General features: G+C 38.8%; 16 protein-coding genes and 1 pseudogene. 3 read left to right on the forward strand and 14 right to left on the reverse strand.

The genetic code is table 11. The annotated features are described in order from the left end of the window. Window positions 1–44 precede the first annotated feature (44 nt). Window positions 45–1,895 carry a dihydroxy-acid dehydratase gene (ilvD, locus tag ACYIAL_RS00735; protein ID WP_483750688.1) on the forward strand — a complete coding sequence of 617 codons (1,851 nt, stop codon included), beginning with the start codon at window positions 45–47 and terminating at the stop codon, window positions 1,893–1,895. A gap of 1 nt (window position 1,896) precedes the next feature. Next, window positions 1,897–3,435, forward strand: coding sequence for a threonine ammonia-lyase, biosynthetic (gene ilvA, locus ACYIAL_RS00740; protein WP_483750689.1), 1,539 nt, complete (start codon window positions 1,897–1,899; stop codon window positions 3,433–3,435). A gap of 628 nt (window positions 3,436–4,063) precedes the next feature. Here ilvA and ACYIAL_RS00745 read toward each other — a convergent pair. The 6 genes from ACYIAL_RS00745 to ACYIAL_RS00770 form a co-directional block, all read right to left on the reverse strand. Further along, a complete protein-coding gene (locus ACYIAL_RS00745; protein ID WP_483750690.1) occupies window positions 4,064–4,963 on the reverse strand; it encodes a hypothetical protein in 900 nt (299 codons plus the stop codon). Between the two features lie 681 nt (window positions 4,964–5,644). Then, window positions 5,645–6,538: a hypothetical protein gene (locus ACYIAL_RS00750; RefSeq protein ID WP_483750691.1), complete on the reverse strand. Its 894-nt coding sequence runs from the start codon at window positions 6,536–6,538 to the stop codon at window positions 5,645–5,647. Window positions 6,539–7,266: 728 nt separating this feature from the next. Further along, window positions 7,267–8,187 carry a hypothetical protein gene (locus ACYIAL_RS00755; protein WP_483750692.1) on the reverse strand — a complete coding sequence of 307 codons (921 nt, stop codon included), beginning with the start codon at window positions 8,185–8,187 and terminating at the stop codon, window positions 7,267–7,269. 713 nt (window positions 8,188–8,900) lie between these two features. Continuing rightward, the gene (gene mnmE / locus ACYIAL_RS00760) at window positions 8,901–10,262 is read right to left on the reverse strand and encodes a tRNA uridine-5-carboxymethylaminomethyl(34) synthesis GTPase MnmE (protein ID WP_483750693.1); all 1,362 of its coding nucleotides are present in this window, start codon (window positions 10,260–10,262) and stop codon (window positions 8,901–8,903) included. Window positions 10,263–10,408: 146 nt separating this feature from the next. Next, window positions 10,409–10,999, reverse strand: a complete 591-nt coding sequence (locus ACYIAL_RS00765; protein ID WP_160430554.1) for a YdcF family protein — start codon at window positions 10,997–10,999, stop codon at window positions 10,409–10,411. 4 nt (window positions 11,000–11,003) lie between these two features. Beyond that, window positions 11,004–11,573, reverse strand: a complete 570-nt coding sequence (locus ACYIAL_RS00770) for a DNA-3-methyladenine glycosylase I (protein ID WP_483750694.1) — start codon at window positions 11,571–11,573, stop codon at window positions 11,004–11,006. Between the two features lie 244 nt (window positions 11,574–11,817). Here ACYIAL_RS00770 and ACYIAL_RS00775 point away from each other — a divergent pair, with 244 nt between their 5' ends. Continuing rightward, the gene (locus tag ACYIAL_RS00775) at window positions 11,818–13,170 is read left to right on the forward strand and encodes an MFS transporter (RefSeq protein ID WP_483750695.1); all 1,353 of its coding nucleotides are present in this window, start codon (window positions 11,818–11,820) and stop codon (window positions 13,168–13,170) included. 79 nt (window positions 13,171–13,249) lie between these two features. Here ACYIAL_RS00775 and gorA read toward each other — a convergent pair whose 3' ends face one another. The 8 genes and pseudogenes from gorA to ubiB all read right to left on the reverse strand — a co-directional run bounded on the left by gorA (window position 13,250) and on the right by ubiB (window position 20,456). Further along, entirely contained in the window at window positions 13,250–14,602 is a 1,353-nt protein-coding gene (gene gorA / locus ACYIAL_RS00780) for a glutathione-disulfide reductase (RefSeq protein WP_483750696.1), read from the reverse strand. Window positions 14,603–14,904: 302 nt separating this feature from the next. After that, entirely contained in the window at window positions 14,905–15,390 is a 486-nt protein-coding gene (locus ACYIAL_RS00785) for a hypothetical protein (RefSeq protein ID WP_483750697.1), read from the reverse strand. Next, window positions 15,390–15,872 carry a hypothetical protein gene (locus ACYIAL_RS00790; protein WP_174786939.1) on the reverse strand — a complete coding sequence of 161 codons (483 nt, stop codon included), beginning with the start codon at window positions 15,870–15,872 and terminating at the stop codon, window positions 15,390–15,392. The genes ACYIAL_RS00785 and ACYIAL_RS00790 overlap by 1 nt, the downstream gene beginning before the upstream one ends. A gap of 176 nt (window positions 15,873–16,048) precedes the next feature. Further along, window positions 16,049–17,473 (reverse strand): bifunctional D-glycero-beta-D-manno-heptose-7-phosphate kinase/D-glycero-beta-D-manno-heptose 1-phosphate adenylyltransferase HldE, encoded by a 1,425-nt coding sequence (gene hldE / locus ACYIAL_RS00795; RefSeq protein WP_483750698.1) that lies wholly within the window; start codon window positions 17,471–17,473, stop codon window positions 16,049–16,051. A 33-nt stretch (window positions 17,474–17,506) separates the two neighbouring features. Further along, window positions 17,507–18,277 carry a twin-arginine translocase subunit TatC gene (gene tatC / locus ACYIAL_RS00800; RefSeq protein ID WP_483750699.1) on the reverse strand — a complete coding sequence of 257 codons (771 nt, stop codon included), beginning with the start codon at window positions 18,275–18,277 and terminating at the stop codon, window positions 17,507–17,509. 59 nt (window positions 18,278–18,336) lie between these two features. Continuing rightward, window positions 18,337–18,615 (reverse strand): annotated as a pseudogene (gene tatB, locus ACYIAL_RS00805) (Sec-independent protein translocase protein TatB); the annotation flags it as partial. A gap of 3 nt (window positions 18,616–18,618) precedes the next feature. Continuing rightward, a complete protein-coding gene (gene tatA, locus ACYIAL_RS00810; protein ID WP_483750700.1) occupies window positions 18,619–18,843 on the reverse strand; it encodes a twin-arginine translocase TatA/TatE family subunit in 225 nt (74 codons plus the stop codon). Window positions 18,844–18,914: 71 nt separating this feature from the next. Continuing rightward, entirely contained in the window at window positions 18,915–20,456 is a 1,542-nt protein-coding gene (ubiB, locus tag ACYIAL_RS00815; RefSeq protein WP_483750701.1) for a ubiquinone biosynthesis regulatory protein kinase UbiB, read from the reverse strand. Between the last annotated feature and the right edge of the window lie 6 nt (window positions 20,457–20,462).

A 20,462-nucleotide genomic window follows, 5' to 3' on the forward strand; every position in this document is an offset into this window, starting at 1 on the left:
GACCGTTAAACACGGTCACTTGCATAAAAAATTGGGAGCAAGAAATGCCTAAATATCGTTCAGCAACGTCAGTCGAAGGCCGAAACATGGCTGGCGCACGCGCATTATGGCGTGCAACTGGCGTAAAAAATGAAGACTTTGGTAAACCCATCATTGCGGTGGTCAACTCATTCACGCAATTCGTACCGGGACATGTCCATTTAAAAGACATTGGTCAACTGGTTGCCAAACAAATTGAAGCATCGGGTGGTATTGCCAAAGAGTTTAACACTATCGCGGTTGATGACGGCATCGCCATGGGGCATGGTGGTATGCTGTACTCATTACCATCGCGTGAACTCATTGCTGATTCTGTTGAATATATGGTTAATGCGCATTGTGCCGATGCTATGATCTGCATCTCAAACTGCGACAAAATCACCCCTGGCATGTTAATGGCTTCGCTTCGTTTAAATATTCCAACCATATTTGTATCTGGTGGGCCAATGGAAGCGGGTAAAACCAAACTTTCCGATCAAATTATTAAATTAGATCTGGTCGATGCCATGATCCAAAGTGCCAACCCAAATGTTAGTGACGAAGATAGCAAAGCGATTGAAGAATCCGCTTGCCCGACTTGCGGATCTTGCTCTGGCATGTTTACCGCCAATTCCATGAATTGCTTAACCGAAGCATTAGGGCTTTCACTACCGGGCAATGGCTCATTAGTTGCTACCCATAAACAACGTGAACAGCTCTTTTTAAATGCCGCTAAGCGCATTGTTGAGATCACAAAACGCTATTATGAACATGATGATGCTTCGTATCTACCACGCTCAATTGCCACTAAAGCCGCTTACGAAAATGCCATGTCACTTGATATTGCTATGGGGGGGTCAACCAATACGGTACTGCATTTACTTGCCACCGCGCAAGAAGGCGAAATCGACTTCACCATGTCAGATATCGACAGACTATCACGTAAAGTGCCACATTTATGCAAAGTGGCACCAAGTACAGCCCAATACCATATGGAAGATGTACACCGCGCAGGTGGGGTTGTCTCAATCATGTCTGAATTAGACAAAGCTGGCCTACTCAATCGTAACGTTCACAACGTACTAGGCTTATCGTTGCAAGAAACTTTTGCCCAATACGACATTACCCAAACCAGCGACGAAGCGGTCAAAAAAATGTATCGCAGTGGGCCTGCTGGCATTCGCACTACCAAGGCGTTCTCGCAAGATTGCTATTGGGAGACACTTGACGACGACCGTGTAAATGGTTGTATTCGCGATAAAGCTCACGCCTATAGTCAAGACGGCGGGCTTGCCACACTCTATGGCAACGTAGCCCTTGATGGCGCAATTGTTAAAACCGCAGGCGTTGCTGCTGAAAATTTAATTTTCCAAGGACCTGCCAAAGTATTTGAAAGCCAAGAAGATGCTGTTGAGGCCATTTTAGGGGGCAAGGTTGTGGCTGGCGATGTAGTTGTTATTATTTACGAAGGTCCAAAAGGCGGCCCCGGTATGCAAGAAATGCTCTACCCAACAAGCTACCTAAAATCAATGGGGCTTGGCAAAGCCTGCGCTCTGATCACCGATGGCAGATTTTCGGGCGGATCTTCGGGCTTATCAATTGGTCATATCTCACCCGAAGCCGCAAATGGCGGTATTATTGGTCTTGTGCGCGATGGAGATATTATTGATATTGATATTCCAAATCGCAAATTATCGTTAAAAGTCCCTGATGACGAACTTGAACGCCGCCGCGTAGCCGAACTTGCCCGTGGCGACAAAGCCTTTACCCCTCACAATCGCGATCGCTATGTCTCTTATGCACTAAAGGCTTACGCCAGTTTAGCAACAAGTGCAGATAAAGGTGCCGTTCGTGATAAAAGCAAACTAGGTGGTTAACGTGAAACAACAAAATAACAACAAGCTCACTGGTGCCGATTACTTAAAAGCAACACTCTGTAGCGCCGTATACGACGTGGCCGAAGTCACCCCGTTAGAAAAGATGGAAAAAATCTCGACACGATTAAAAAACCAAATTTTTGTAAAGCGCGAAGATCGGCAATTAGTCCACAGTTTCAAAATCCGTGGTGCCCAAGCAATGATAGCCAGTCTAAATGAAGACGAACGTAAATGTGGCGTTATTGCCGCATCGGCTGGCAACCATGCACAAGGCGTGGCTTTTTCGGCCACAAAATTAGGCATAAACTCATTAATCGTCATGCCATTAACCACCGCCGACATAAAAGTTGAAGCAGTCAAAAGCTTCGGTGGCGAAGTACTCCTTTATGGCGCCAATTTTGACGAAGCCAAAGCGAAAGCCATGGAACTGGCAAAAGAACAAAAACGCATCTTTATTCCACCGTTTGATCACCCGCTTGTGATTGCTGGGCAAGGCAGTATTGCCATGGAATTATTACAACAAAATGCCAAACTCGATCGTATTTTTGTGCCGGTCGGCGGGGGCGGGCTTGCTGCGGGTGTGGCGGTATTAATCAAACAAATCATGCCATCAATCAAAGTCATTGCAGTCGAACCTAAAGACTCAGCTTGCTTAAAAGCCGCATTAGATGCAGGTCATCCTGTCGATTTAGAGCGTGTTGGACTCTTTGCCGAAGGCGTGGCTGTTAAACGAATTGGTGATGAAACATTCAGACTTTGTCAGCAATATATTGATGATATTATTACCGTTGATAGCGACGAAATTTGCGCCGCAGTGAAAGACCTGTTTGACGACGTCCGCGCAATCGCCGAACCATCTGGCGCTGTAGCACTAGCAGGGCTAAAAAAATACGTAGAACAGCACAACATCAGTGGCGAAAACCTTGCTCATATATTATCGGGAGCGAACTTAAATTTCCACAACTTACGCTATGTATCAGAACGTTGCGAACTTGGCGAAAAACGCGAAGTCCTGCTAGCAGTCACTATCCCTGAAAAGAAAGGCAGCTTTTTAACATTTTGCCAGCTTCTAGGTGGGCGCTCGGTGACCGAATTTAATTATCGTTATCATGATGATAAATCCGCTTGTATTTTTGTAGGGATTAAAATGTCTCAAAGTAATGAGAAAGATGAAATCATACAAGAATTAAGTGCAACAGGTTATTCGGTTGTCGATCTAACCGAAGACGAAATGGCAAAACTGCATGTACGCTATATGATTGGCGGCAAGCCGTGCAAACCAATACAAGAGCAAGTATACAGTTTTGAATTTCCTGAATCGCAAGGGGCTTTGCTTAAATTCCTACAAACATTAGGCACCAATTGGAATATCTCAATGTTCCATTACCGTAGCCATGGCACCGATTATGGACGTGTACTTGCTGCGTTTGAAATCGACCAAGCAACCATTAACCAGTTTAACCAACACCTAACCGAGCTAGGTTATGGTTTTCATAACGAAACGCATAATCCATCGCTCAAGTTGTTTTTAACTAATTAAGTGTCATAATTACTTGCGTTGTTTATCGTAATTTGAAAAACAACTGTAAAGCATCGACATAACGCCATATCCCAGACAAGCGATATGGCGTTATATCATAAAAAAATCCTCATCACCAATTTGGCTAACCGCTTTATGGTCATTTGTCCAGCCATTTATTGCACTGAAAGACTTCATTAAACATTAAATCACACGACGCAATTACATATAAACAACATAATGTTCTAGGTGAGTTGCGTGTTTACTATAGGGCATTTACATAACTATTCTCTTTTTAGACCATATTTTTTTGTAAAAAATATTCAGGATTCTATACCGTTTGGTGATGACTTGAGACTTTGCCGCTCTGTTTTGCCTAATATTGAGCTCTTGTTTTGGAGGGTGGCGTGGATTGGCTAAAGTGGTTTCAGTCATTTGCTGTTTAAATGTTCAAAATAGCTATAGTGACCACATCCAAAACCCTACCACACTAAAATAGATTATGGTTTCAATCATTAAAACTCAGGACTCGCAGGCTTTGCCTGCTCAGCGTCCCAACTTACGCGGGGGCTTTATTCTTTGTTATATTATCCTCTCAAGCACCATAACCACCCCCGCGACCTAAGGATTAAGAAATAAACGCTAAAAGCTAAGGTGCGGTGCAAACGCCATAGCGGGAGTTGCTGGCAAAGAGGCTGGTGAAGTAGCCGTCGTCCGAGAAGACATCGAACTGGCCGCTATCTGTTGCGTCGCTCGTCCAGAAGAAGTTGCGGACGAAGCCCGCATCAGTGTAGTGGGTTATGATGCCCCACTCCGTGAAAAAGCCAGCGCCTATGTGACGCTTGTAATGATTACCTGATGAACTAGGTGTTGCACCTAAATTATTATAGTTTGAATTGGTTAAATCTCTTACCCGTGGCATTCGATAACCCAAACTATTACACCATGCTAACTGGTCACTATAAGTTTTCAATTGACCACCACGATTGACGAACCACTGCCTTAATACAAATCCATATTTTACTACCTCACCGCCATATATATCTCTACCCACTAACTCAAACGTCTGCGGTAACCATGGCTTAGCTATTCGACTAGGATTCGGATTATCCCATTGATTGCTTGCCTCTGGACCTGTTAGCCTAACACGTGCTACAACTTGTCCCTTATCCTCACCAGGAACCCACCATTCACGAGCTACAACATTTGTCACTGTCGCGGTGATTCCCTCATGCGTGACTGGTTCCCATGTCAATTGTTCTACATCTCCAGTTATGAGTAAATCAAAATATAAATTATGCGCACCCGTGGTCGGGAAATTTAGGTTATATGATTCAGGATTGATTGATTGAACTAAGAAGCCTTTACTAGGATTCCATATGTCAACTGGGCCTGCATATCTGCCGTTACCCCAATATAGAGTCGGCCTTACATAATCAATAACTGCAACTACCGTTGAAGGTAAAATTATCGCATCACTACGATTATCCGCTCGAGCTATTTTACCATTCAATGCCTGTAAAAATAATAACAATGCTAATACTAGCAAAGCTGTTTTAGGTGATTTGAGCGATAATTTCGAAGATATAAATAAGTTTTGTGTAAAAACTCGTCGAATAGGATTATTTGATAAATTTAAGACATAGGTTTGCCAGTGCTGGTGTCTGGTGTCTGGTGTCTAAAATGATAATGCATTATGGCTCACCTGTCAAGTAAATTGTTGTTTTATTTGTCCTTTTTATGTTCTTTCGCTTATTAAATAATCCGTTTTTAAATTGATCAAAGTATAACCATTAAAAAAAAGCTTGGCTAGTTTTTTTTGGGGGATTTTTGGTAAAAATTATTTAGGTGTGACTTCGATTAAGTTTTATGAAAAGCTCTAATGGATTGAAATATTTGTTTTTTATCAAAATAACAATAAAATAAAAAATCAAATAAAATCAATATATTCATACAAATTTTTGCCTGATATTGAGTTTTTGTTTTGGTGGCTGAAGTGGATTTCAGTCATTTGCTGTTTAAATGTTCAAAATAGCTATAGTGACCACATCCAAAACCCTACCACACTAAAATAGATTATGGTTTCAATCATTAAAACTCAAGACTCGCAGGCTTTGCCTGCTCAGCGCCCCAACTGGGTGGGGGCTTCATACTTTGTTATGTTTTCCGCTATTTGCACCATAAGCTCCCCCCTGCTGCGCCATAAGGATTAAGAAATAAACGCTAAAAACTAAGGTGTAACGCACATAGCATAGTGAAGACCTCGTACAATGTCCATGCCGACGTGGCCATCGTACGAGGCGACAATGAGATCACCATGCTTATAACTACCATCTTTTACTGGCATACCATCACTCGTCCAGTAGCTATAGTAAAGTTCCGCGCGATCGTAGCTGTTCATGGGGGCCCACTCCGTGAATAATCCAGAGCCAAGTCGTCTCTGGTAATGATTTCCACTTGATGATGGTGTAGCACCAAAACGTCCTGCTTTAGCATTAGTCAGATCCCTTACCTGTGGCAAACGATAACCTATACTACTACACCAAGATTGTTGCTCGGGTAGGCGTTTTAATGCCCCCCCCCGAGTCACGAACCACTTTTGCAATACAAACCCATATTTGAGTATCTCATTACCGCCACTATCTCTACCCACTAACTCAAAGGTCTGCGGTAAATTTGGCTTAGCAATTAAACCGGGATAAGGATTAAACCATTCATTTTTTGCCTCTGGACCTTTTAGAAAAACACGATACACGACATTGCATTTGCGATCACATCCTGTTATTAGCCTCACTGTAGCTGTAATTCCCTCATGCGTGACTGGTGCCCATGTTAATTGACTTGCTTCTCCCTCTATGATTAAATCAAAATATAATTGATGAGCCCCAGTAGTTGGAAAATTAAGCGCGTATGATGCTGGATTGGTTGATTGAACTAGAAATCCATTATCAGGATCCCATAGTTCAGCAGGACCTGCATATGCACCAACGCCGTAGTCATGATCAAAATTAACCCCCTCCGACTTTGCGAATTTGATTTCTCCCCATTGTGACGGTGGTAGCATTATGGCATCACTGCGATTTACTCCTCGACTATTTTGACCCGATAATGCTTGTGAATTCAACGAAAACGACAAGAATGATAGGAGTATCAACGCCAACGGGATTTTTGGGGATAGCTTTGATAATAATTTGAGGGATAACTTCGGGGATATCAAAGAGGAGAGAGTAAAAATTCGTCTGATGCGTCTATTTGATAAATTTAAGACATAGGTTTGCCAAGTTTGGTGTTTGGTGTTTGGTGTTTAAAATGATAATGCATTACGGTTTACCTGTCAAGTAAATTGTTGTTTTATTTATCTTTTCCGTGTTCTTTCGCTTATTAAATAATCCGTTTTCAAATTGATCAAAGTATAACCATTAAAAAAAAGCTTGGCTAGTTTTTTTGGGGAATTTTTGGTAAAAATTATTTAGGTATGACTTCGATTCAGTTTATGGAAAGATTGAAAATATTGAAATTTACTGTTTTTATATAAAAAACAATAAAATAAAATCAATATTTTTTCTGACAATTTTTTGCCTGATATTGAGTTTTTGTTTTGGTAGGTGGAGTGGATTGGCGGAAGTGGTTTCGGTCGTTTGCTGTTTAGATGTTCAAAATAGCTATAGTGACCACATCTGAAACCTTGCCACACTAAAATAGACTATGGTTTTCAGTTATTAAAGCACAAGACTCGCAGGCTTTGCCTGCTCAGCGCCCCAAATGCGCGGGGGCGCTACACTAGGGCTTTGTTCTATGATTAATTATCCTTAATCAGTGCCATAAGGCCAACTAGGGATCAAGGATTAAGAACTACGGCGTGGCGCAAATTCCGCGCGGACTATTACTTGTTCTGTTGAAGTATACGTCGCCGACATCCGAGTCCACATCAAACTGAGTATTTCCCGCCGTGTCACTCGTCCAGTATTGGTAATCATAGACGAAGCCAGCTCCAGCATAAAGGTACGTGCCACCCCATTCAGTGAAAAATCCTGCCCCTATTCGACGCTGGTAATGATTGCCACTTGATGATGGAGTAGCACCGACAGAGCCTTTACACCAATCACCTTCCCATGTGCCCAAACAGACTGCGTTGGTGAGATCCCTTACCTGTGGCACTCGATAGCCTAAATCGCTACACCACGCTTCGGTATTAGGATAGTTATCTTCTCTATCTCCGCGATTCACGAACCACTTCTGTAATACAAATCCATATTTTACCAGCTCATTGCCAGTACTAACATCTCTACCCACTAACTCGAATATCTGCGGTAAACTTGGCACAGCAATTCGATTAGGATGAGAATTGTTTATTTGAGCGTTTGCCTCTGGACCTTTTAGTGTAACGCGCGTCACAATTTCACCTCCAGATGGAAGCCAATCATCTTCAGCCCATATCCATGTCACTATGGCAGTTATTCCCCCATGTGTAACTGGCTCCCATATCAATTGACGTGCATCAATGCCCTCTATAACTAAATCAAAATATAATCCATCAGCTCCCGTGGTTGGAAAATTAAGGTTGTATGATGCACCATCGGTTGATTGAATAAGGAATCCCCCTTCGGGATTCCATATATTAGCTGGACCGGCGAAGTTGACTCCGCTAATCTCCGAACCATTTTTACCAAATAGCAAATTCGGCCTTGCAAAATGGAGTACCGGTATTGATGGCGGTAGTATTATTGCATCGCTATGATTATCGACTGTTCGACTATTTGCCTGAGAATCCAATGAATACGGCAATAACAAGACCAACGTTAGCAAGATTTTCGGGGATAATTTTGATAGTAATTTAAGAGATAACTTCGAGGATATAAACGAGGCGAGCGTTAAAACGCATCTAAGGTGTCTATTCGATAAATTTAAGACATAGGTTTGCCAGTGCTGGTGTCTGGTGTCTGGTGTCTAAAATGATAATGCATTATGGTTCACCTGTCAAGTAAGTTTATGTTTTATTTGTCTTTTTTTCTTTCATTTGATTGTTAAATCAGCTACTTTTTAATTAATTGAAGTATAACCGTTAAAAAAAAGCTTGGCTAGTTTTTTGGGATGTTTTTTTAAAGAAATGTCACTGTCAGCATTAATTAAGCTTTTGTAAAACACTTAAATGATTGAAAAATTTTCATTATATTATTTTGATAGAAATCATTTCGGCGTGGTTAGGTTTCGGATATTTTAACCTTTTAATAAAATAAATAGTAACAGTAACAACGTCCAACTTAGGGGATTTTGTGCGAAATCCTCAACATTACAAGTATCATCCTGATACTCGCCTCTTCGAGGCTACTTTCGCTTTGTTCAGATGTTCAAATTTGTTCCACAAGACACAAACTCGCCAAACACCCCAGCTTGACATGCTAACCTCACTGAGGTGTCGGTCGGAATGTACCAACAATGAAACAATGTTTTACTTAATAGACTTTATTTAGTATAGGATTAAAGTTTTATTTACCGATACAAAACGAACTGAATATACGACCTAATAAATCATCAGAGGTAAATTCTCCTGTAATTTCGCTCAGGGCTTCTTGTGCTAGTCTTAGCTCTTCAGCTAGCAATTCGCCAGCATGGAAAGTAATGAGTTGATACTTACCATTATTTAAGTGTTCTGCTGCTTTTTCTAATGCTTGTAGATGACGTCGGCGTGCTAAAAATCCACCTTCGGTGCTACTGGAAAAGCCCATGACTTGTTTAAGATGATCACGCAATAAAGTCATTCCCTCTCCTGTTCGTGCTGAAAGCTGAATCAGTGAGTAGCCATTTACTTCACTGTATCCTAGTGCTTCGCCAGTTAAATCGGCTTTGTTGCGGATGACAGTGACGGGCATCTGTTTTGGTAAGCGTTCAATAAATTCTGGCCATAGTTTTTCTGGATTGGTTTCTATTGTCGTTGTGCTGTCGACCATAAATAATACACGATCAGCTTGCTCTATTTCTTGCCAAGCGCGTTCAATGCCAATGCGTTCTACTTCGTCACTCGCTTCGCGTAAACCAGCGGTATCGATAATATGTAGTGGCATACCATCAATGTGAATATGTTCACGTAGAACGTCTCGAGTTGTGCCGGCGATATCGGTCACAATGGCGGCATCACGTCCTGCCAGTGCATTTAGCAAGCTGGATTTACCGGCATTAGGCCGTCCTGCTATAACGACTTTCATGCCTTCTCGTAATAGCGATCCTTGTTTCGCTTCTTGCCGCACTTCGCTTAAGCGAGTAATTACTTCGTTTAGCTGTGCTTCAATTTTACCATCTGATAGAAAGTCAATCTCTTCTTCGGGGAAATCAATTGCTGCTTCGGTAAAAATGCGTAAATGGATTAATGACTCAACCAGTGCATTTACTTTTTTAGAAAATACACCTTGTAAGGATGATATAGCTGATTTTGCTGCTTGTTCCGAACTAGCATCAATTAAATCAGCAATCGCTTCGGCTTGAGCAAGATCTAATTTATCATTTAAAAATGCCCGTTCTGAAAATTCACCTGGGCGAGCAATACGGACATGTGGTACTTCAAGAACACGTTTTAAGAGTAAATCTAAAATAACAGGTCCACCATGTCCTTGTAGTTCAAGCACATCTTCGCCAGTAAATGAATGAGGATTTGGGAAGAATAAAGCAATTCCCTCATCTAAGGTTGAACCATCTGAGGCTAAAAAAGGTAAATAATCAGCATGTCGAGGCTTAGGTATTTTGCCTAATACAGCTTGGGCAACAGCCTGAACCTTTGGTCCTGAAATACGTAAAATACCGACACCACCACGACCGGGTGGGGTTGCTTGTGCGACAATAGTATCTGAAGTCATATGTATCAATTTCTAAATTAAACAGCAATACATCATAATACCATGGACAAGACGCAAAAACAGCTTTTGCTTATTTATCTAATCATGCAAATATACGCCATTTTAAAAATCAAGCGGTTTAAATAAATAGTCAAAAAAGAGCCTGTCTAAATCTCATTTTTAGGATGATCAAATAACCACGAATTAGCTAATGCTAAAGGCTCTCTTATCATTGCAATATATTTATCAAAATTAGAAAAACGTAATGGCGCCGATAATCCCGATACATCTGTAACTCCTGAACGTTTAGCTAGCATTACCGAGCGTAATAAATGAAAATCATTAGTAACAACAACCGTTTTCCCTAATGGTAATACCTCATTGGCATATATAAATTGTTGGGCTGTTCGGGTTGATTTGTCTTCAATATAGATTCGCGAAGCGTCTATTCCTTGATTTACCAAGTAATTAAACATCACACTAGCTTCAGTGGCTGATTCGTCTTTGCCTTGTCCACCACAAACAACAGCTTTCGTATTGGGATTATTTTGCAAATAAGTGGCAGCTACATCTAAGCGAATTTGTAAGGTTAAAGGCGCCATTGCTGGCGTGCCAACAACTTGTGAACCCAACACAACTAATGTATCAGCGTTATCAATGGGCTTTTGTTGAGCATAGATAAAAATAATAATATTACAAACAATAAAATAACCTAAAATGGCGATAACAGCATAATTGAATAATTTTAAAATTTTCATTAAATCAATATCCTTTTTTAAAACAATCGTCAAAATGGTCATTGATTAGTCCCATTGATTGCATAAATGCGTAACAAATCGTTGAGCCAACAAAACTAAAACCCCTCTTTTTTAATGCCTTTGACATCTGGTCAGATAGTTCGGTGCTCACGGGGACTTCACTTTTGTCTTTATAGTGGTTGATCATCGGTTTACCCTTAACAAAAGACCAAATAAGTTGTGAAAAATCTTCGCCATTATTTTGCATAGCTAAATAAGCCTGTGCATTTTTTACAATACTATTAAGCTTTAATCTATTACGAATTAATCCCTTGTTTTCAAGCAATTTTTCGATATCGCCAGACGATAATTTTATAATTTTTTGAGGATCAAAATTGAAAAAACAACGTCGATACTCGTCTCGCTTTTTTAATACCGTGATCCACGACAAGCCGGCTTGTTGTCCTTCTAAACAAATTTTTTCAAATAGCTTAAGGCTATCATATTGGGCTATGCCCCACTCGTTGTCATGATAAGCAATATACAGCGGATCGTTTGTCACCCAACTGCAACGCTTTACTTTTTGGTTTATCATTAAATCATCCTTTTGGATTAACCACCATGGTATGGTAAATGATGATATCTTTTATCCAATAAAATATAAATATATTAAGATTATAAATTAAATACACAGTTTAATCTCATTCATTAAATTTTTTTATGATAGGAAAAAAGGCATCTTTTTGTGGCAGAATGAGGATTCTTTATAAGATTTGGTCAAAAAAGATAAATTTTCTTGATTTTTTATCTCTATTTAACAATAAGAATAAGGTTAGTTCATGAATCAGTCTGAAATCAATGTTCGGTTACAACCCAATGCACGACCATTAAATAGTAAAGATCTAAAAACGTTAGTGTTATCTTCTTTAGGCGGTACGCTAGAGTTTTATGATTTTATTATTTATGCGCTTTATATCGATACCATCGTTAAACCGCTATTTTTACCTCATACATTATCCCCTTTGACGTTAGATCTGTTTGCGTGGGGAATTTTTGCTGCTGGTTATTTAGTCCGTCCTGTGGGCGGTATTATTATGGCACATTTTGGCGATAAAATGGGCCGTAAAAAGATGTTTACCCTAAGTGTCGCAATGATGGCGCTACCGACTTTCATCATTGGGGTTTTACCCACTTACGAAATGATCGGTATTTTTGCACCACTATTGCTTTTGATTATGCGCATGTTGCAAGGTGCAGCGATCGGTGGCGAAATGCCAGGTGCTTGGGTATTTATTGCAGAGCATGTGCCAAAACAACGTTATGGACTTGGTGTTGGCACATTAACATCAGGAATTACTGGCGGTATTTTACTTGGGTTTATTGTCACAATTATTATTGATCTTTGTTTTACGACACAAAATATTTTAGATTACGCATGGCGTATTCCGTTTATTATTGGTGGTATTTTTGGGGTGATTTCGGTTTATTTGCGACGTTTTTTATCTGAAACACCTATTTTCAAGGAATTAGCGGCACGTAAAGCGATTGAAAAAAACATTCCCGTTGTTACTGTGCTACAAAAACACAAAACAGCCTGTTTGATTGTTGCATTGTTAACGTGGTCATTATCCACAGCGATTATGGTGGGGATTTTAATTACCCCGGGTCGTATTGTTGGTGGAATGTATCATTTTGCCAACCTTGATTGGCGGATCGGTGGTTGTATTGCGGCTTTGACCTTAACATTAGGTTGTATTATTTTTGGTTGGTTAGATGATAAGCTTGGTTCAACAAAAACTGGGATGATTTGTTGGGGTGGACTTGCTGTTTCCGGTCTCTATTTTTATAGTTCTTTATCGCCTGATATGTCAATCACTAAGCTTTATTTGATTTGGGCGGTGTTTGGGCTTTTTATCGGCTCTGTCGCCATGACACCAATCATAGGAACAAGGACATTTCCACCAGCAATCCGCTATTCAGGTTTGTCGTTTTCTTATAATTTAGCTTATGCGTTATTTAGCGCTATTACGCCAACGTTAACGATTTATCTATTAAGTCCTGAACACTTATTAGGAGAATATAGTTATTTGGGTGCGGGTATCTATATCTCTTTTGTGGCATTAATTGCAATTGGAGTTGGTTTCTATCCTTTAGCAAAAAAGGGCTGGAGCAGTAACTCAACTAATCATTAACAGTAAGATTTCTTTGCAATAAAAAGCAGGGAACTCTCCTGCTTTTTATTTAATTTAGTGCTATACAGTAGCTGCCATATTAACGCATAGTAACAAACTCTTCAGCAGCAGTTGGATGAATCGCAACGGTGTTATCAAAATCCTTTTTCGTTGCACCCATTTTTAGTGCTACAGCAAAGCCTTGTAACATTTCGTCCATACCATAACCAATACCATGAATACCAACAATTTTTTCATCTTTACCGACGCATACTAACTTCATACGACATGGTTGACGATGTTGTGTAACTGCGGTGTACATGGCCGTAAAGGTGGATTTATAGACTTTGACGTTTTCTTCACCATATTGCAGTATCGCTTCTGGCTCAGTTAAGCCTACTGTACCAATAGCTGGGTGAGTAAATACGACGGTTGGAATATTACTATAATCTAAATATTCATCAGGTTTATTGTTAAAAAGTCTTTCTGATAAGCGACGACCAGCGGCAACCGCAACCGGCGTTAATGCCATGGCACCTGTATCATCACCGACTGAATAAATGCCCGGTACATTGGTATTTTGATATTTATCCACCACCACGAAGCCTTTATTATCAATTTCAATTCCTGCTGCCTGTAAATTCATGTCATTTGTAGCAGGTTCACGACCAATTGCCCAAATTAAACAATCGACAGTATAACTTTCGCCATTTTCTAGTGTTAACGTTAATGATTCATCACTGTTTTTAGTAACGGATTTTGGCACCGCAAAAGTATGAAGTTGTTGCCCTTCTGTTTTTATCACTTCCATTAAGGTTTCAACAATTAATGGATCAAAAGATCGTAGTGGTGTGGCATTGCGAACAAATTGATGAGTTTGTGCGCCAAGTACATGCAATACACTTGCGATTTCGCAAGCAATATAACCAGCGCCAACAACTGCCACACGCTTAGGTAAGGCTTTTAGCGCAAAGAAACCATCAGAAGTAATACCATATTGTGCACCTGGGATATTCGGAATCGTTGGTTTACCTCCGACAGCTATCAAAATATGATCGGCACTATAATGTTCACCATTTACCTCAACTGTATGAGAATTAACAAACTTAGCATATCCATGAATCACATCAACGTTGTTATTATTCAGGACGCGATCATAAGATTGATGGATTCTATCAATATAAGCAGTTCGGCTAGCAATTAATTTATCCCAACTGAATTGATTAATAGTAGTATCAAAACCATAATCAGGGCCATAATGATTAATGGCTTCAGCAATTTGTGCACCATACCACATCACTTTTTTAGGCACACAACCAACATTCACACAGGTTCCACCTAATAATTTTGCTTCAATAATGGCACACTTTTTTCCATAGGACGCAGCTCGGTTGACTGATGCTATCCCACCACTACCGCCACCAATGGCAATATAATCATAATGTTTGGTCATAAAATATCCTTAATACTCTTTTTCAGAATTTGGTCACTAGCTTTGCATAAAGCGCATAATAAAAAAAGTATTAATTTTGAAATTTAATAATAGTTATTAACGATTAATCATTATAATAAATAGCCCATTATTATTTTCTATAATGTAATTTCACTGAATAAATACAATATAATTTTGATTCTATGAATGGAGAATTGACACATAAGGGGGATTTATATACCCCCTTACTTGGTTTTATGATTTACATCAATCTACCTTATAATCATGATTCAATATAACGGCAGTTCACTACTTTTATATCTTTATTTAGTACATTTATTTTTAATTTTAACCCGCACTGGTTGAGAAGTCTCTTTATCGATAATTTCCAGATCGCAATATTTATTTTCTAGCTTAAAATTAACTTTATAAGTTTTACCCTTTTCAGCTATAAATTGTTTAGTTTCTGCATAACAAGACGCTTGATTACCTACATTATAATGACTTTCTATAGCAACAGGCTTATTAGCGGGGATTTTTGCACTTAATTCTAAATTAGCTTTAGCCAAAACAAAAATGCTACTTTCTGGGTAATAATAACCAATGTCATTAAAATCACTACAATAATTTGCTTCAGGATTATCAATATTTAAACTAAATTCAACTGGTAAACTAGTTTCATCACCGAAATCAGTCGAGAATTCTAATTGTGGATCATCTTCCATTGCTAAGTAGTGATAGTCCGATTTTGAAGAGCTACAACCTACAACAAAAGAGGCAATTGATAATAATACGAGTTTCTTTTTCATTAGTTATTCTCTTTATCTAATTTAACGTTAAATAACCGATCCAATAATTCGTTAATTTTTGTATCTGTACTAGTGAAGGTTGAAGAGTTAAGATGTATTAATCCCCCTTCAGTAGTATGACTATATTTTAAAGTACCAACGGAATATCCTTCATGATCATCAACTTGTACATGCATAATAGATAAATAAGTGGGTACCGCAATTGCTCTTCTAACGTCATAATATAATGTGTAAGAACAATCATTTAATTTGTCTTTACTCGTTAATTTATTGGTAATATTTAAAGTATTAAGCTTTTCAGCTATGATTTCGCCTGCTTTATTATAAGAGCTAATAGTACTTACATTTTGATAAATACATACATTGTTTAACTTAGTCGTATCTGAGATAGGTTTTATCTTTTCTCCTGGTTTTTCAAATGAAAAACTACAACCCGTTAACAACATTGAAACTATTGCAATTGCAACAAAATTTTTCTTCATTATCTATATTCCTTATAAAAATTAAAATTTATCAGCTGTAATTCCTCATAATAAAATAAAAAAATTTCATTGTAAAATAAGAAAAAATTATAAAAATTTTTAAAAAAGTAAAAAAATAAAATTAGTTTGCCATTAGAAAAAAAGCCACTTATTTAAGTGGCTTTTTTAGCTAAATTTTAGCGATTTTTTATTGCATTAATAATATTAGTTGTGGAACAACCATCTTCAAAGTTAAGCACTTTAACCGTTCCACCTGCGGCAATTACTTCCTTTCCACCTGCAATATCCTCAGGTTTGTAATCACCACCTTTGACTAGAACATCAGGCAAGACGCTAGCAATTAATCGTTGTGGTGTTTCTTCTTCAAATGGCACAACCCAATCAACTGAATCAAGCGCACCTAATACAATCATACGTTGCATTAGTGGGTTAATTGGGCGAGATTCTCCTTTTAACTGCTTCACCGAAGTATCACTGTTCACCGCAACAATTAAACGATCTCCTAGTTTACGCGCATTAGCAAGGTAAGAAACATGACCCGCATGTAAAATGTCAAAGCAACCATTGGTCATAACAATTTTTTCACCACGCATGCGCGCCTTTTGAACTTCTTCTTTAAGTTCATCTTCTGTCATTACCCCAAAACCGTCATCGGCACGGGCTCGAATAGCATTACTTAGCTCGACTTGCGAAACCGTTGATGTACCCAGTTTACCAACAACAACACCGGCTGCGGCATTGGCTAGAAAGCAACTTTCTTCTAAAGATTGCCCCGCTGCTAACGCCGCTGCTAAGGTGGCAATTACAGTATCGCCCGCACCAGTCACATCAAACACTTCTTTGGCTTGAGTCGGTAGATGATAAATCGGTTTATCTAATTGGAGTAACGTCATGCCTTTTTCACTTCGTGTTACTAAAAGCGCTTTTAGATCGTACTGTTTAATCAATTGATAACCTTTTTGTACGATATCTTCTTCGTTTTGGCAATGGCCAACTACTGCTTCAAACTCCGACATATTAGGTGTTAAGATTGTTGCACCACGATAACGCTCAAAGTCCGTACCTTTAGGATCAACTAAAATCGGTACATTGGCTTGATTGGCAAGCTTAATCATTGCTTGAACTGCCGATAATGCACCCTTAGCATAATCCGACAAAACCAACACTTTATGGGTCATTAATGCTGTTTGAATGCGTTCAAGTATCGGCGTTGCATCAACATTGCCAAATCCTTCTTCAAAATCGATTCGAATTAATTGTTGATTGCGTGATAGGACTCGCAGTTTGGTGATAGTTGGGTGCGTTGAAACCGATACAAAATCACAGTGAACGTTATGTTTACTGAGTTGTTCATCAAGAATTTTAGCTGGTTCATCAATGCCTGTTAAGCCAATAAGTCGCGCGTTACCACAAAGTGAAGTTATATTCATGGCAACATTGGCTGCACCGCCTGGGCGTTCTTCTAAAGAGTCAATTTTAACGACGGGTACTGGGGCTTCTGGTGATATTCGATTAGTCCCCCCATACCAATAGCGATCTAACATAATATCGCCCACAACTAATACATTGGCACAATTAAAATCAGGTAATGATGTTTTCATTATGACTCGTTATCCTTACTTGTTCAGTTTAATTCATTGTGTATCTGATTCAGACTCTTGGCTGTCGTCTTCTATATTGTCATGTTGACGCGGTTGGTAAAAACGGGCAAAAAAGGTGCCAATTTCAAACAGGAAACAGATAGGTACAGCTAATAATATTTGTGAAAAGACATCCGGAGGCGTTACAAACATCGCGACAGCAAACACCCCAACAATAATATAAGGGCGTTTTTTACGTAGGCTTTTAGGTGTAGTGATTCCAGTCCAGCAAAGCAAAATAATAGCGACTGGCACTTCAAAAGCAAAGCCAAATACCACAAAAAGGGTCATAACAAAATCAAGATACTTGGTAATGTCCGTATTAATAGCCACATCAACCGGCGCCGTATGAATAAAAAAGTAAAATGCCAGTGGAAACACCACAAAATAAGCAAAGGCTATACCAAGATAAAAAAGGATCGTGCTTGATACAATTAGTGGCATCACCAGACGTCTTTCATGTTGGTAGAGTGCTGGCGCAATAAAGCCCCAAATTTGGTACAGTACATACGGAATTGAGATAAATATCGCCACAATGGTTGTTAGCTTAATTGGCGTAAAAAACGGGGCTGTAATATCGGTTGCTATCATGCTACTACCTTGAGGTAATTGGCTGATGAGTGGATTTGCCACAATGTAGTAAATATCATTGGAAAAATAGAGTAAACAAGCTAATACCAACAATATACAGATAATGCAACGTAGTAGTCGTGTTCTGAGTTCAACAAGATGACCAATTAATGGTTGAGTAGCGTCGTCTGTCATGATTTATTTTTATCTGAGTCAATTTGGGGATCAATTTGCGTTGCAGAGTCAATTTCATTTTTTAATGATTCTGTTACGCGCTTTAAATCATCGATAGATTCTTGAATTTCTGGCGTAAGTGTTGTTAAACCACTTTGTTCGGCCTTTTTTAAACTATCTTGTAATTCTTGTAGTTTAAGTTCTTTATTTAACTCTAACTGTACAGTGGCTGACATGCGGCGTAACATCTTTATCCAACCTGCAACTGTTTTTATCGCAACAGGTAACCGTTCTGGACCTAATACTACCAGACCAATAATTAATACTAATAATAATTGACCAAAGCTGATATCAAACACGACTTACTCTTTTTTATTGTGATTATTAACATCAGATGAGTCAATATTCTCGACTTTTTGTGAATTGTCTTGTTGTTTTTTATCGTCATTATCATCGTCATTTATTGCTTTTTTAAAGCCTTTAATTGATTCACCAAGATCAGAACCCAATGAACGTAATTTCTTTGTTCCAAATAACAACACAACAACAACAATTAATATAAGGAGCTGAGGCAAGCTTGGCATCATGATAATTATCTCCAATGGGGGTACATAACCAAATTATACACGCAAATTAGAATATTCCCAAATAATCCAGCTCAACGCACAATCAATATCATAATACATAAAGCGCAAACTAACCCAAGCATTCCATATAGCATTCGTTCACGCTTTTTACTATGCTGTAATTCTTGATTAATTTGGTTTAATTGAACATTCATCTGTTTGGTGGTTCGTTCAAAATCATTTAATTTTTCTGGTAACTGTGGCAATAGAGTGCGCCACTCGGGCAACGATTCCCAAGCTTGTTGCAGTATTTTTTTAGCACTATATTTATCTTGATACCACTTTTCTAAAAATGGCTTTGCTGTTTGCCATAAATCAAGTTCAGGATAAAGTTGACGACCAAGTCCTTCAATATAAAATAGCGTTTTTTCAAGAAGGGTTAATTGCGGTTGAATATCCATGTCAAATTGGCGGGCAACTTGAAATAATTGCAATAAAATCTGTGAAAATGAGATTTCAGCTAGAGGTTTTGCAAATGCTGGCTCACACACATTGCGCATTGCCATTTCAAGCGCTATAGCATCGGTAGTTTCTGGTACCCAACCTGATGCGATATAAGTTTCGGCTATTTTTCGATAATCTCGATTAAAAAATGCCAAGAAATTCTCGGCAAGATAGCGCTGATCATCATTACTTAATATGCCAACAATGGCGCAATCAATACCAATATAGCGAGGATTTTGTGGATCGGTAATATCGACAAAAATATTACCCGGATGCATATCAGCATGGAAAAAGTTATCACGAAATACTTGGGTAAAAAAAGCTTGAACACCTCGTTCTGCAAGTAATTTCATATTGACATTATTTTGCTTAAGTTGCTCGATATCTGAAATGGGAATCCCTTTAATGCGCTCTTCAACAATTACATTTTTTCGACAAAGATCTTGATAAACATAAGGGATATATAAAGTATCACTATTGATAAAATTATCACGCAATCTAACGGTATTGTAAGCCTCTTTTTGTAAATCCAACTCTTTTAATAGCGTCATTTCATAATCATGCACTATTTCAACCGCTCGCAATTTTTCGCCTGATTTGATACGTTTAGTAAATTGTTTAGCCACCCAATACATTAAACCGATATCGGCTTGAATAACCGGTAAAATATTAGGACGCAAGACCTTGATGACAACTTCGGCTTGGCTACGTTTTAATACTGCGGTATGAACCTGTGCTATTGACGCTGCCGCTAATGGCTTTTCATCAAAATCGGAAAAATAATGATCTATCGGTTGCTCTAATGCAGACTCAATCAATTGTCTAGCCATTTTTCCATCGAAAGAAATCACTTGGTCTTGCAATCTAGCCAAAGCTTCGGCTATATGTTTTGGTAAAACATCACGCCGAGTTGAAATCATTTGTCCAAACTTTATCCAAACTGGTCCTAATTCTTGCAGCGCTTGTCGTAAACGTTCACCAATTTCTTGATTTTTTGCCTTAGGTCTAACCCAAAATAGGCAGAATAATAAAGTACGAAGCCACTTTGATGAACGATGTTTCGGCAACAGTTCATCTAATTGATAGGCTCGAAATACGGTTAATATTTTAAATAGTCGAAAAAATGTCATTGTTAT

Source organism: Gilliamella sp. X-57, assembly GCF_057063565.1.